Below are 13,167 nucleotides of genomic sequence, written 5' to 3'. Positions count from 1 at the left end.
ACGAGATCTTCGGGCTTCTGATAGTTGGCTAACAGACTGCTAAGCAGCTCGTCGGGCACTTCGTGTTTGCGTGGACTCATGGTGTCTCCGGGTCAGATGGCAGTTTCCTGCCAATGCCCCGTTTACACAAAATCTAGGATAGGCCCCGAACGAGGGGCCACCGAAACTGCACATCGCACCCGCAACTATCTCAGCGAGGTTTTCCGCTTCGCCATCCGCAATGGATTTGCGGAACGCGATCCGGCTGCCGATGTCGTAGGCGCCATTCCCGCGGCAGAAACCGTTCATTTCCCTACCCTTACCGAACCTTCGGATATTGGTGGATTGCTTCGTGCAATTGACGGATACCGTGGCACCCATATCACTCGGTATGCACTGAAGCTCTCACCGCTGGTATTCACCAGACCCGGCGAATTGCGTCATGCCGAGTGGCGCGAGATAGATCTCGCGCATGGCGTTTGGACCGTGCCAGGCGTACGACTGAAGATGCGAAAGGCAAAGAAGGCAAAGGCTGATGCCGCGCAACTTCTTCGCGATGATGCCGAGTGCGCTAGCCACTGGCTGCACGTCGAGGCCGGGCGCACCCAAAATGCGTGGCTTGATGCCGAGGCGACTTTGCGCGGCGAGCAGTGCCTGCGCGCCGGTGAGACGACCTTTGTCGTCGGTAGTGCCAATGACATTACTGGTGGTGGCCGCATCGTCGGCCCCTTTTGCCACGCGCACCACCACGACAAACGGACTGGTCTGTGCGTCGATGGCCTTGAGGCTGCCCACGAGGGTGCCCTTGGCTTGGGTGCCGGCCTTGCCGATGGCGGTCTTGAGGTCGGTGATCAACACCGGCGTGTTGAGCGGAAACATCGTGGCATCGGCGTCTTCGCCGGTCGCGACCAAACCGATAATGGCGGTGGACACCGTGCGCAGCACACGGCTGCCGGTGGTGATTTCGACGACGCGTACGCCGTGGTGGTAGTCGGTGGCCATGGTGAACCTCGCAGGTGCTTACTTAGGGAGTTGGAGCGGGACGGTGAAGCGGCCGGAGACGGCCATCGGGGTGTCGGTGCGCGTGCCGTCGAGGGTCACCACCACGGCACCCGGCTCATGGCCGAGTTCGACGCTCACGCGGGTGATCTGCAGGCGTGGCTCCCAGCGCATGAGCGCGGTGGCGATCGCGGCAAAGAGCCGAATCCGGGTCGCCGCATTGAAGGGCTGATCGATCAGCCGCGGCAGCAGGGAGCCGTAGTCGCGGCGCATGACGCGCGAGCCTACGGGTGTGGTGAGGATGTCGCCGATGGATTGCGCGAGATGCGCTGCCTCGTCGAGCGCACGGCCGGTGATGCGATCCATGCCCTTCATGCACTGGGAACCTGCGGAAGCTCGACCTTCGGCAGGTCGGGCATGGCGATTGAGCAGCCGGGAAACTCCATGGACTTGCTCTGCAGCAGCGACTGCAACTCAGCCATGGCGGCCATCACAGCGGCTACCTGCGCGACGTACACGACGGCGGGTTTTGCGTAGGGCGTGAGAAACGCCGTGATGAAATTGGTCAACCAGGACACGATCTCGGCCGGGTTGGCCGCGGGCGGCTTCAGCAGGGCCAGGATGGGTTGCAGCATGGCAAGTTGCTGATTGATCGCCGCAACGTTGGCGTTGAGCGAGCCCATCACCTCCGACGTGAACGCCTGTAGATCCTCGCAAGAGCGAATGCCGTTGGCGCGCACTTTCAGTGCGTCGAAGTAGGCGGTGTTGATGATGGAAGAGCCCTGTCCAAGCACGGCGGTGCACCTCAGAAGATATTGGTGACGATGCCGTCGCGGCATTCGACGGTGAGTCCGGTGGGCGTCGTGAAGGAGCCCGTCGCGCCGGTGCCCACGGAGACGTTGTCGCTGACCGACAAGCTGCCTACGACCGTGACACCTGCCGGCGCTGTGACATGCAGGGTGCCGCCGCCAGGCAGGTTCGCGACCAGTGCGTGCGATGCGGGGTCGTAAGAGATGACGGCGCCGTCTGGGTACAGCGTGATGTTTGCCTCGGGTCCAGCATCGGGTGCCGGCGCGGCATCGGAGAACAGTGCGGGCAACACGCAGCCCCGCGCAGGATCGCCACCAGGACTCAGAAGGAGAACTTGCTCGCCAAGGCTCGGTGCCCAGAGCGTGCGGGCCGATCCGGCGCGCAACGTGATCCATTTGAGCGGTGCGGTGAGCAACTGGCCCGTCTTCACCCTGCAACGCTTGGTAGCGTGATCGACGGACGCGACCACGCCGTAGCGAAGGAGGTTCTCGAGCAGGCGGGCGAGTTCGGTCGTGCGATCCATGCCCCGCATGCTGCCGGCCATGAAGTAGCACAAGCCACGCCGCAGCGATGTATCAGTGAACTTCTACACTACCCCTGCATGTCTGCTGCAGGCTCGTCGGGATCAGCGGTCACACGCTCCCATCGTGCGTCGTCGTCATGCCAACGGAACGGCCCTTCCGTCCCGCGCGGTGGCGGCTGCAGCGTGACGCTGTCCGGTAACGCTTCACCCAACTGCAGAGGGCGAACCAAGGCGCCGGAGGTTTTGTCGTAGGTGGCCACGCCGGTGTAGTCGCAGCACGATATCCATTGCCCCTGTGCTTCATCCCATACATCGCGCCTGAAGCTGCCCGCCGGGTGAATGGTCGGCGGCACGGTGGTTAGTTCTGACGGAATGGGATCACCGGGCCGCAGATCCACGCCCACCAGGTCGCCGGACGCTTTACGCCACAGCAGGGCGCACTCGCGGCCACCGAGAAAACCAAAACGAAGGGGTTGGGTCGACGGTTCCATGAGAGTCCTCAGTAGGCAATGCAGAACAGCATGCTCACGCCGGCCGCGAGATTGACCGCGCCGCCCGTGCTGTTGATGGTCAGGCCGTGCGAGTGGTCGCCGCCTTGATTGATCGTCACCGTGTGCGCGTGATCGCCGACGCCACCGACGGTGATGTCATGGGCGTGTGCGCCCGCACCGCCGATGCCGACATTGTGCCCGTGCGTGCCGTTGCCGTCGGTCGAGAAGCTATGGTTGTGCCCGCCCGCCACACCGGTAGTGCCGCCGTCGTACTGCATCCAGCTTTGGCTCGCGCCCTGATAGCCGATGCGATTGGTGCCGTAGCCCGGATAGGTCGTACGGCCATCCTGCGGGTGGGTGTGATCGCCACCCCATGAGGTACCGCCGGTATGCCCATGCCAGCCCTGCTGGTCCGTCCACGCGCTGTGCGCATGGTCGCCCACCGCCGAGCTCGAGGCACTGTGGCCGTGCGCACCAGCACCGCCGGTGGATCCACCGTGGGCGTGCACGCCGCCATTGGCGATGCTGCCGCTATGGCTGTGAGCCATGACCGCACCGGACACGGTGACGCCGACGGTCTCGGCGCTGTCCGCGGCGACCACCGTAGTGCCCGCGGCAAACTTCGGGACGTTGAACGTGGTGACGCCATCGCCCTTGCCGTAGATCGTGCCGATCGCACTGAACAAGTCAGCGTAGTTCGCGCGCGATACCGCGGTGCCATTACAAAGCAGTGTGCCGCTGGGTGCAGCGTTGCCGGCGTACACGATGATCTGGCCGGGGATGTATCGCGTCCGCGCGCTGAGATAGAACGCGCCTTCTTTGCCGTCCAGCAAGTCGGCGTCCAAGCCGTTGCCATGCCCTTCGTCTTTGAGGGCAGCGGACTTGAGGCCCAGCAAGGCGCGGACATCCACATCCTTCGCCGCGGCAATCAACTTCTTCGCGAATACCGACGGCGCCGCCGAGCCGAGCCGGTCGTTAAGTGCTGCCAGCAGCCCTTTGGGCGTAACGGCAATGCGCGCGTCATTGCCGGTGATGGTTTCCTGATCGGTGGCCAGGCGCACGAGGCCCGGCGTGTCCGTGGTGGCAAGGTTGAGCTGGAAGTTGGTGTCGCCGAACACGATGCTGCTCGCGGCGATGTCCGCAAAGATCGTGTCGGCAGCGATCAGCATGCCCGCCTGGGTGCTCTTCTCGACGAGCACTGCGGCCTGGCAGAACACCGCGAACAAGGTGCCATCTTCCAGGTAGAGCCCGATACCGCGCACGCTGTAGCTGTCGGTGGACAGATCCCGAATCGTCACGTGCAGCGTGTCCGCCGCGGTGGCGCCGCCGGTGAATGTCGTGAGCCGCTTGATCTCGCCGGGCAGTGCGGTTTGCTTCGGATCAGGAGTAAACGCAGTGGCGGTGACCCCGATGCTGGTGACCGCCACCTTCATCGTGCCCCCGTGGTCCGGTGACACCAGGGCCGCGCGACCGGCGTGGGTCACGATGAGTTTGAGCGCAGGCGACGGCATGGTTAAGCGGACTCCGGGTCGGCAACGAGCGAAAGACGGGCATAGGTGAGCGGGCGCACGTAGGCGATCAGCCCCACGGTCGAGGAGAGGTTGACGCCCTGGGTGAAGGTGAAATGGCTGCGCACGGGCTTGGTGCGCTGGATCTCAGCAATGACGTCGTCGACGTAGTCCGCGGTAGCGAGCTCACCGCCCTGGCCGGCCAAGGTGAGCAACAAGTGGAAGGTGTGGGGCACGCCCTTGGGGGTCTGTTGCCACCATTCCGTGACCTCGACGGCGCCACCGAAACTGTCGATCACATCGCGAATGCTCTGGATCGTGCCCTTGCGCCGTTGAATGGCGATCGCCGTCGCCACGCGGGCGCGCTTCACTTCGATCGGCCAGTACGCCTTCCACGAATCGATCGACAGCGCCCACGCCAACCACGGCAACAGCGCTTCGGGACACGTAGCTGGATTCCACAGATCGCGCAGAGGGACGGGCACCTCACCCAGGCGAGCCATGGCCGCTTCGAGTGCCCGCTCGCCCGACGTGGCATTGGGCGGGAGCAGGCTATTCATCCACGCCGCCGTAGATCAGCTCGATCGCGGTGCAGAACGGGGCCTGGGTGCGGTCGATAGCGATATCCCCGGCCGGCGCAGTGAGCGTCACGCGCTGAATGCCATCGCAGTGCAAGGCCGCGTAGAGCCCGCTCATGGTGATATCGCGGCCGATACGGTGCGACTCGGCCACGTAGGCATCCAACCGCTTGCGGGACTCGGCGAGCACCACCGCGCTGTCGGGACCGGCGAAGGTATGGATCGTGCCTTTCACCTGGTAGGGAACGATCGCCGCCGATTGCACCGTGACCTCATCCGTCATCGGTCGCACGTTGTCCGCATTGACTGCGGTGGCGACGGTGGCACACAGATCAGCGCTGGCCGCGCCATCCCCGTCACGCGACAGCACGGTCACCACCACGTGGGCAGGCTCAGGACTGGTCGCGCTGGCATCGAGCACCTGAGGTGAGGCACTAAGCGCGTGATAGATGTACGCGCCCTCGGGGCCGGCGACGGAGAAGCCTTCGGGCGCGAGCGTGATGCGGCGACGGTAGTCCGTGTCGCTTTCCATCGTGGGCGCGATGCCGCGATCGGGATCGCCGGGGGCAAGCTGTAGCCGGCCGACACCGAGCAGCGCGCCCAGATGATCGAGATCCGATTTCTGCGCGTAGGCCAGCATCACCGCCTTGCCCGCATCGTTGACGCGCTGGCGATTCAGGAGCTCACGATAGGCCGCGACCTGAAGCACTTTATACGCAGGATCGGATTCGACCAGCGCGGTGAAGGTGTCGTCGAGGCTGCGCAGCTTGGCGAGCATCGCCTCGACGATGGTCTCGAAGTCGAGCGGCTCGACGACATCGGGGGCGGGCAGACGCGATAGGTCAACCGCGGTGTAACCGAACGTGCTCATGCGGACTCAGCGAAGCGGGGCATACCTGCATGCTGCCGATCCGATATGGCCAACCGCGACCCGATAGAGGTGTACGAGTGCACGAGTACATTGCGGGCACTTGTGCGAATGAGAGTGGGCGATTTCCAGCGTGTGGCTGGCACCCGATCCCGCAGAGAATTTGACAAACCCCTGTCTAGCGAGCATCCGAAGCTCCGGTTTCATGCGATCGCGGCTCCTCCCTAGCCTTAGCGTCCAGTGGCCCAGGTGGCGTGGGTACCCTCGATAGGGGTCGCGTTGGGTTGCGCCGCAAAAACGGACGTAGTTGACCTAATTTAAGGCGTCTATTACCGCGTGAATGTGTCGTTCTTGTCGTCGACTTGTATCTGGTGCCTGAGCGGTACAGCGGAGCGCTTCAATCAAGATTTTCTTTGGCAAATCCACTATGAAGTCAATTTTCTTATCCGTGCACTTTTGCTTGAACGACGCCAACTCATAATCGTCTGCCGACCGTAGGTCTAGCCAGGTGGGCTTTATAAGGGGGCCGCCTAACTTCTCACCCAGAAAGAATCCTGGGCACGGATCGCCGTGATAGCAAGGAGGGTCGACCGGGCGGCCGCGTGGTCTGCTGGTCAAGAGGCGGTAGACAATGTCGTCATTGGCGGGCACCGCGACGATGAGAAGGAACTTTGGCTGTAGCTGACCGTCGTCATCTACGTAGTAGTCTTCGTGGACATATATCTGTCCCGCTTGGGTTGTCATCCCTGTTCCCAATAACGACTAGATATTGATGCGCGAATACTCGTCCGCAGACTCTAAGACCGCTTTGCGGTAGGGAGAATTGCCGGGCACAGCGAGAGTGTACGGAATGGGATTGTCGTTCCCGGGCTCAGCCCAAACTTTTGCCCAAGCCCCATTAGCGACATGAGTGGCCTTCACCATTGGTACCGACCTAGCGTCTCTATATTGCTCGGCCAGCTGATGCATTAACCCGAGCTCGCGCTTCGTAAAATTGTCTTCGTCGAAGTCTTTGATCGCTCGCACCAGCTGCATGGTGTAATCACCGGTTGCAACCCGCTTGATCTCCAGAGCATCTGTGAAATCTCGATCAGGGTCGTTCCACTCTTCATACAGTGCACGCGGGACTGGGCCGTTCTTCCATGCCTGATAAGAAAGGCCAGTGACAGCCCTACCCGTTTGAGCAAAATGCTCAAAGTCGAGTAAGTAAAGTAGTTTGAATAGCTTGATCTTGCCGCAGTGCCTGGTGTTCTTGGCGAAGAACACCATTGCGTTGATCAGCTTGTCGCGTTCATGTGATACGCGCATATGAGCTGTCCAATTCCCACCCCGTGTGCTCAGAGTATGGCCAGCCAGCCATGAACGCAAGTGAAAATTATCGATAACTTAAGGACTTAAGGCTGGCCGGGGCAGCTGAAAGTATCTGAAGGTCTTCTCACCGCATGAGATTCTGGGACTCTCGCTCATGCAGCGACTAACGACTAAGGTGGGTGATGAGGAGATTGCGAACCAGGAGCCGATCATCCGGCGCAAAGCCGAGCAGTGTCCGCCGCGGATACCTCATGCGCGGTCCATACGCGCTCACTCGATCAAGCTCCCCATATTGATGCACCGTGGCGATCCTGCCCACGCGACCGTTGAACTCGACGGACGCACCCTCGGCCGTGGCTCTGGCTTTGAGGTAAGTGGCAGTGCGCAACTTGGTGAACATCGCATCGCGCTTGATGCGCCCGCGCTTTCCGCGCAAATCCTTCGGACGCTTTCGCGGTACGAAGGGCGTGCCATCAGGCTCACGCTGGGATGCGATGCGCTGCTGTTGACTCCGACGGAGCGCGTCGGCGATCGCCTTCGCCACCTTGCGCCGGCCCTGCGGGGCCAGCTTCAATAGCAGCGCGCCTGCCCAGTCCTCGAGCATCGTGAGGTTGTCCGTCACGGCGGCGGCGAGTCCCACTCGGCCAAAAGCTCCCCGCGCAGGAATAACCGCCAATGCCCCACCGGTAGCGAGGCCTCGGGCGCTGGCTCGGCGATGGGTTCGATGTCGAGCCGCCCCTCGTCGGAGCGCTTCACGACGACGGACTCCGAGAGCTTAACCTTGATGCTCAGGTCGCACTTCGCGTGATCGAGGATGTCGGCCTCGAAGGCCACGCCGTCCCGGCGCAGATCCACGTTGTCGAGTAGCTCCGGCTGGTTCGCCGACAGCCAGGCGAGCAGTGCGACCCACACGATCAACGGGTCCGACGCGAAGTCGGTGAGGATGATGTTGAGCGTATACGCACACTCGAAGGACAGGCCGGGCACGTAGGTCGCATGGAGCGAGCCCTTGTCGATAAAGACCAAGAAGCGCTCCGGATCACGCGCGAGATCCGGCAGCGCGGCGACCAGCGCGGCACGCAGGCTATCGGGCTTCTTCATGGCGAGTTCCTGCTGTTGACGCGCACCCAATCCTGCAGGGCGATCAGCTGCTCGGCGATGGCGTGGCAGGTGGTGTAGTTGTCGACGACGGTGCCGGCGACGGCAGAGAGTGCAACGCCGCTGGCTTGCGCATTAGCAGCTCCGGGGCGATCGGGCATTGCTGACGCCGCGGCGGCGTCATGGAGGCGCACGAAGCCAGCAGGCACGACGCAAGCAGCATCAGCGGACGCAGGAACATAGACAGGCACCTTCTGCAGGATGGATTGGCCTTTCTCGCGCACGATCTGCACGCGATCGACGTACTGGGTCACGATGCGCTCACCATCTTTTTGGGCGGCCAGCTCGCCCACCAGGTCGCGCGCCTGTGCCTCGGCGGTGAAGGCACGAGCATCAGCGTCTTTGATCCGATGGGAGGTGATCGTGTGGTAGCGCCACAGCGAGCCGAACAGCGCGATCGCGAACAACCCTTGGCGCAAGAGGTTCATGCGGTCACCGCGGTGTGACGGGCATAGGCACGCGCGAGCTTGGCGTCATACAAGTGGTCGGCATACGCCGGACCGTTGTAACGCTTGGCGAAGGCCGCCCATTTGCGGCCACGCAATGCCTTGTGAAGCTCAGGGTCCGCCTGTACGAAACGCACGAAGGCACGCAGGTGCTCCGCCTCGCCCGTGGCAAATGCTGCTGCCGTGTGCGAGGCACTGGCGTAGCCCAGTGTCTCTGCGTGATAGCCCATGATCTGAAAGCGTCCCCAGCTGCAGGCTTCCATCGCTGGCTCATGGGCAATCGCTGTCGCCTGGGCAAGCCGCATGTACTCGGCAGCACCGCCGAGGTAGCCGCCGCGTTGCTGACTGAGGATGGATGCCGGCGCGCCCAGGGTGACCGGATCAAGGCCGGCAGCGACCAGTCGGCGCCAGAACACATGGCGTTCGAACAGGATCACGACGCGGCCATCGGGCAGAAATCCGCCGTGCGGACTCTCCACCTCAATCACCGCCTGCAGCGTTGCGACTTCGCAGCCAAGATGATCGGCTGCAGACGCGATGTCCTGCTGCGATAGCGCACGGTGATCCAGGCGGCCAGTCAGGGCCGATTGCGTGCGCGGTCCGGCGATGCCATCCACGACGAGACCGGCGTCGCGCTGGAAACGACGCACCGCGGCTTCCGTGGGCGGGTCATAGAGACCAGTGAGCGTGACCGGAACACCGGCGCCGGTGAGGCGCGTCTGCAGGACGGTGACCTCCGCCCCGTGATCGCCGGGGCGCAGCGTGCGTAGTTCAGCGGTCATAGCGGGTCCGAAGGATGTGGGCGACGTTGCCGCGGGCGCTGACGCTCAGCAGACACAGCACCAGGGCGATGCCCGCGTCGCCGAGGTGAATGGCCTGGGCCGGATAAAGACCGAGCCCAAGCTCGAGCGCCGTGGTGCCGGTAGACACGATGAGGATCCACGCCGCGGCACTGACTACCGGCCGGTAGCGCGAACCGTCGCGTCGATAGAGCAACAGGCGCAGGCAGGTCGTGGCGTTCGCCACGATCATCACGAGAGCGAGCAGGTGCGCCATCAGGAGCCTCCGCGACGAAAGAGGCTAGCCAGGTCGATCGATCCCACTCGATCGAGCAATTGCACGGTGACCGCGACGATCAGGGCGGCGGCGAGAAAGGCCGCGACGCCGGTCTGCTGCAGATCGAAACGCTTGGCGACTTCGGGCGCAGCCAGGTAGCCGGCGATCCAACTGATCGCGAGGTACATAAGGCGTTTGGGAATCCCCAGGTCGCGCGCATGCAGGGCCATCAGCGCGGCGCCGGCAAAGGCACCGACGATGGCATTGCCATCCATGCCGGGCAGCAGGCTGGCGACACTCACGCCGGCCGCGGCAAAGCCGGCGATCGTGGTGCTGGTGGTGGTCGGTTCGGCCATGGTGATTCCAGTGTCAGGTCCAGAGCTGCACGAGTCCGGTCTCGACCGGCACGCGCATCACGGCATCGGGCAGCGTCACGGCGTACCCCGTGGGGAGAAAGGGACCGACGTCGGCGAGTCCGGGGTTGGCGACGAGCGCCGCTTCGGTCACGCCAGCCGCGCGCCCCAGGGCGCGCAGGCACAGCGCATCGAGGGTTTCCCCTTGCAGCGCGCGGACGATCACAGCAGCTCGACCGTGGCGCGCGGACGGCCGAGCAGGTCGCGGATCGCATAGCGAGCGAGCCGGCGGTGATCGTCCGCCGTGGATTGCAGAACGTCGGCACGCCGCTGTCCCGCCTCGGTGGCGTCGAGCTCTCGGTAACGCTCGACGAGCTCGGCTTGAGCGGTCGCATAGACGGCGCGGCGATAGAGCAGCACGAGTCGGGATTCGCCCGCGATCACTTTGCTCGGCACGTCCTTGAGGGAGGCGCGGCCGAGGGCTTGCTGTTGTTGCTGCCACGCATCGAGCTCGTCTTCGACGGACGAGATCGCGACCGCGAGGCATTCGACCAGGCGTTCTTTGGTGACGCTGCCGTCGATGCGCATCACCGCACGCGCGTCCTTGGGGTCGATGCTCGGGAACCAGTCCCCCGCGGTGATCGGGTCGGGTTCGTGCGTGGGCGCCGTGGCGACAAAGCCGGTCATGGGGTTCTCTTCAACGAAGGTGCGGCGGTGGTCGGTGGGTCACGGGTCGGGAGAGAGGGTCGACCGGTGCCCACCGAGCCGCCGCGGCGCTCGGGGGCGAGCTCAGGTCGCGGATGCCAGCTGCTTGGTCAGCTTGGCAATCTCGGTTTTCAAACCGAGCCGCGGATTCAGTTGCAGCGCACGCTGCAGATGGTCGAGGGCCTGGGGTGGGCTGATCGTGCGAAGGGCCAGGCCGATCGCGCGATGCAATTTGGCACGCACCTCGTCAGGCATGTCGCGATCCTGCGTGAGCGCGCCGACGCGCAGCAGATCGTCGACGGTGACGTTGCCGCCGTCCGGAAGTCCGGTGCGCTCGGCGATCTCCTCCACCACCAGCGTGGGCAGATCGCGCTGGTAGTGCTCAGGCAGGCGCAGGTCGTGCTTCAACAGGTGCTCGGCCATGGTCAGCGCCTGATCGATGGCACCGGTGTCGATGCTCCACACCATCAGCGTGGCGAACACGTCGTCCTGTACGGGCTGGTCGGCCTCGAGCACACCGCGAATCCAGGCGATGTACTCGGGCAGGCGCTGCCGTTTGACGGCGATCTTTTGCTCGATCGACTTGATGTCCTTGAGGACGCGCTTGTCCTCGGCCAGCTTGGCGAGCATGAGCTCGTAGGCCGAGCCACCGGACAAGGAAGCGTCACCGTCCTCCGCCGCGCGAGCCGTGGCCCGTGCGGCGAGGATCCGCTGACGATGCAGTTGGGCGGGCGACGGCATGACTTACGCCACGCCGCCCGCGCCGGCCAGCACGATGTTCTCGATCAGGCAGCCGTGACCGTAGTCCTCCACGACATAGGCGTCATTGGAGCTCTCGTAGTTGGTCACGCGCTTCCATTCGGGCTCTTCCTTGATGAAGCGACGACGGCCACCTTCCTGCCAGTAAATCGACAGGTTGTCGTAGCTGGTGACCAGGATCGCGTTGGACGGAAAGAACGGCACACCGGCTGCGGCCTGATTGCCGACGCGACGCTGCGCGAGGATGAGATCCGTGGCGAGCACTTCGGTGGACGGCTGATCGCGGTTGACCAGCGGGAAGTACTTGTCGTGCAGCAGATCGCGGCCGATCAGCACGACCAGGTCAGAGGCATCGCGGTACCACGGGTCGATCAGGCTCGCGACGGCGTCGTACACCAGCGCATCGAGGTTGGCGTAGTCGCCGTCCTTACCGATCTGGACTTTGTCCGCGACCTTGCCGCTCGCCATCACGCGGTCCGGTGCATGCGTCCGGTACTGCTGCAGCCAGCCGATGTTGACGTCCTGCAGCATCGGGTTTGTCGCGCGGTCGGTTTGCTTGGCGACACTGGTGCCGTTGAAGCCGATGGTCATGCGGTCCAGCGCCTGGCGCTTGAGGATGGCGTCGCGCACGCGGGTCTGGAAGTCGGGGAACTTCGCCCACGAGTCCAGCTTGGCGTAGCCGAGGAAGGTGTCGTACTCGGTGTCCGCACAGCTGTAGCGCTGGTCGTCCAGGCCGCTCAGGTCGCGCGGCTGTCGCGCGCCCTTGGTCACATCGGTGCGCCCGGCGATCGGGCCGGAGATCGACAGGCCGAGCTTCTCGCCGACGAGCTCGGTGACCGGGGCGATGTTGATTCGCGACAGGAACGCGCTGGATTCCTGCATCTTGGTTTCCAGGCGCTGCTGGACGCTCGGCTCCACGCTGAAATGCACGGCGGTGCTGTCCACGCCGTTGAGCGCGGCGATCTGCTGGGTGTACTGGTTGAAGATGAGACGGGTGTCGTTACGCATGGGTCGAGCTCCGGGGCGTGCGCGAAGGGGTGAGGCGTTCTTGAATGTCGTGACCGACTAGCAGTCGGTTTGCGCGGTGCCGTTGCCGCCGGTGGCGGCCGGGCGCCGCGGAGCGGCCTCGGTCTGACTCAGCTGCGTGCGCAGCGCCGCGAACTCGGTCTGCGCCGTGGTGGCGTTGCGCTCGATGGTGGCGAGGCGTTCTTTCAGCGTGGAGAGCTCGGTCACCAGGGCGGTATCGCGCTCAGCGAAGGATTCGACGACCTCGGTCAGGCCATCCATCGCGGCGGCCACATCGGCGAGCTGCGCGTCATTGGACTTGGCCTTGGTGGTGAGCTTGGCCATCGTGCGGCCGTCGGTGGTGGCGCCTTCGACAGCGACGCGGAAAAACTTGCTCTTGGCCATGGGGAAAACCTCGGTGACGTGGGCGCAGTAAGGGGCGCATCCATCGTCGGCACGCAGGTGCAACGCGGCAACGCGAGACGGGTGTAGGAGTGGACTCATCCACCCGCGCGAGCCCTGCGAAAGCCAAGCGCTCGGCGACGATGCCGCCATGCTCATTCCACCCCCCGACGTCGATCAGCGCCGCATGGCGCGCGCCCTGTATTGGCAGGGATG

General features: G+C 64.1%; 20 protein-coding genes and 1 pseudogene. 1 reads left to right on the top strand and 20 read right to left on the bottom strand.

Going from position 1 to position 13,167, the window contains the following annotated elements:
* Positions 1-78: 78 nt before the first annotated feature.
* Positions 79-252 (top strand): annotated as a pseudogene (locus tag AB4083_RS22505) (phage integrase central domain-containing protein); the annotation flags it as partial.
* 132 nt (positions 253-384) lie between these two features.
* On the opposite strand, the gene AB4083_RS22500 reads toward AB4083_RS22505, so the two are convergent.
* The 20 genes from AB4083_RS22500 to AB4083_RS22405 form a co-directional block, all read right to left on the bottom strand.
* Positions 385-981, bottom strand: a complete 597-nt coding sequence (locus AB4083_RS22500; protein WP_441610738.1) for a hypothetical protein — start codon at positions 979-981, stop codon at positions 385-387.
* 18 nt (positions 982-999) lie between these two features.
* A complete protein-coding gene (locus tag AB4083_RS22495) occupies positions 1,000-1,353 on the bottom strand; it encodes a GPW/gp25 family protein (protein WP_441610737.1) in 354 nt (117 codons plus the stop codon).
* Positions 1,350-1,772, bottom strand: a complete 423-nt coding sequence (locus AB4083_RS22490; protein WP_441610736.1) for a hypothetical protein — start codon at positions 1,770-1,772, stop codon at positions 1,350-1,352. The genes AB4083_RS22495 and AB4083_RS22490 overlap by 4 nt, the downstream gene beginning before the upstream one ends.
* An 11-nt stretch (positions 1,773-1,783) precedes the next feature.
* Complete coding sequence (locus AB4083_RS22485) at positions 1,784-2,311, bottom strand: phage baseplate assembly protein V (protein ID WP_441610735.1); 528 nt, start codon at positions 2,309-2,311, stop codon at positions 1,784-1,786.
* Between the two features lie 68 nt (positions 2,312-2,379).
* A complete protein-coding gene (locus AB4083_RS22480) occupies positions 2,380-2,802 on the bottom strand; it encodes a hypothetical protein (RefSeq protein WP_441610734.1) in 423 nt (140 codons plus the stop codon).
* A gap of 8 nt (positions 2,803-2,810) precedes the next feature.
* Positions 2,811-4,313, bottom strand: a complete 1,503-nt coding sequence (locus AB4083_RS22475) for a phage tail protein (protein WP_441610733.1) — start codon at positions 4,311-4,313, stop codon at positions 2,811-2,813.
* Between the two features lie 2 nt (positions 4,314-4,315).
* Positions 4,316-4,870, bottom strand: coding sequence for a phage tail protein I (locus tag AB4083_RS22470; protein WP_441610732.1), 555 nt, complete (start codon positions 4,868-4,870; stop codon positions 4,316-4,318).
* Positions 4,863-5,759 carry a baseplate assembly protein gene (locus AB4083_RS22465; RefSeq protein WP_441610731.1) on the bottom strand — a complete coding sequence of 299 codons (897 nt, stop codon included), beginning with the start codon at positions 5,757-5,759 and terminating at the stop codon, positions 4,863-4,865. Before AB4083_RS22465 ends, AB4083_RS22470 begins: the two co-directional genes overlap by 8 nt.
* 759 nt (positions 5,760-6,518) lie before the next feature.
* Entirely contained in the window at positions 6,519-7,064 is a 546-nt protein-coding gene (locus AB4083_RS22460; RefSeq protein WP_441610730.1) for a Panacea domain-containing protein, read from the bottom strand.
* Between the two features lie 166 nt (positions 7,065-7,230).
* Positions 7,231-7,689, bottom strand: coding sequence for a phage virion morphogenesis protein (locus tag AB4083_RS22455; RefSeq protein WP_441610729.1), 459 nt, complete (start codon positions 7,687-7,689; stop codon positions 7,231-7,233).
* Positions 7,686-8,168, bottom strand: coding sequence for a phage tail protein (locus AB4083_RS22450; protein WP_441610728.1), 483 nt, complete (start codon positions 8,166-8,168; stop codon positions 7,686-7,688). Before AB4083_RS22450 ends, AB4083_RS22455 begins: the two co-directional genes overlap by 4 nt.
* Positions 8,165-8,653 (bottom strand): hypothetical protein, encoded by a 489-nt coding sequence (locus tag AB4083_RS22445; RefSeq protein WP_441610727.1) that lies wholly within the window; start codon positions 8,651-8,653, stop codon positions 8,165-8,167. Before AB4083_RS22445 ends, AB4083_RS22450 begins: the two co-directional genes overlap by 4 nt.
* Complete coding sequence (locus AB4083_RS22440; protein WP_441610726.1) at positions 8,650-9,453, bottom strand: N-acetylmuramidase domain-containing protein; 804 nt, start codon at positions 9,451-9,453, stop codon at positions 8,650-8,652. Before AB4083_RS22440 ends, AB4083_RS22445 begins: the two co-directional genes overlap by 4 nt.
* Positions 9,443-9,727, bottom strand: coding sequence for a phage holin family protein (locus AB4083_RS22435; RefSeq protein WP_441610725.1), 285 nt, complete (start codon positions 9,725-9,727; stop codon positions 9,443-9,445). The genes AB4083_RS22440 and AB4083_RS22435 overlap by 11 nt, the downstream gene beginning before the upstream one ends.
* Positions 9,727-10,083 (bottom strand): putative holin, encoded by a 357-nt coding sequence (locus AB4083_RS22430; RefSeq protein WP_441610724.1) that lies wholly within the window; start codon positions 10,081-10,083, stop codon positions 9,727-9,729. The genes AB4083_RS22435 and AB4083_RS22430 overlap by 1 nt, the downstream gene beginning before the upstream one ends.
* A 13-nt stretch (positions 10,084-10,096) precedes the next feature.
* A complete protein-coding gene (locus tag AB4083_RS22425; protein ID WP_441610723.1) occupies positions 10,097-10,306 on the bottom strand; it encodes a tail protein X in 210 nt (69 codons plus the stop codon).
* Positions 10,303-10,767, bottom strand: coding sequence for a head completion/stabilization protein (locus AB4083_RS22420; RefSeq protein ID WP_441610722.1), 465 nt, complete (start codon positions 10,765-10,767; stop codon positions 10,303-10,305). Before AB4083_RS22420 ends, AB4083_RS22425 begins: the two co-directional genes overlap by 4 nt.
* A gap of 102 nt (positions 10,768-10,869) precedes the next feature.
* Positions 10,870-11,526 carry a phage terminase small subunit gene (gene gpM, locus AB4083_RS22415; RefSeq protein WP_441610721.1) on the bottom strand — a complete coding sequence of 219 codons (657 nt, stop codon included), beginning with the start codon at positions 11,524-11,526 and terminating at the stop codon, positions 10,870-10,872.
* Between the two features lie 3 nt (positions 11,527-11,529).
* Positions 11,530-12,552, bottom strand: a complete 1,023-nt coding sequence (locus tag AB4083_RS22410) for a phage major capsid protein, P2 family (protein WP_441610720.1) — start codon at positions 12,550-12,552, stop codon at positions 11,530-11,532.
* 57 nt (positions 12,553-12,609) lie between these two features.
* Positions 12,610-12,954 carry a GPO family capsid scaffolding protein gene (locus tag AB4083_RS22405; RefSeq protein WP_441610719.1) on the bottom strand — a complete coding sequence of 115 codons (345 nt, stop codon included), beginning with the start codon at positions 12,952-12,954 and terminating at the stop codon, positions 12,610-12,612.
* Positions 12,955-13,167: the final 213 nt, after the last annotated feature.

It is taken from the genome of Dyella sp. 2RAB6 (assembly GCF_052115385.1).
Classification (GTDB): domain Bacteria; phylum Pseudomonadota; class Gammaproteobacteria; order Xanthomonadales; family Rhodanobacteraceae; genus Dyella_D.
This window is presented reverse-complemented; position numbering and strand designations above follow the sequence as displayed.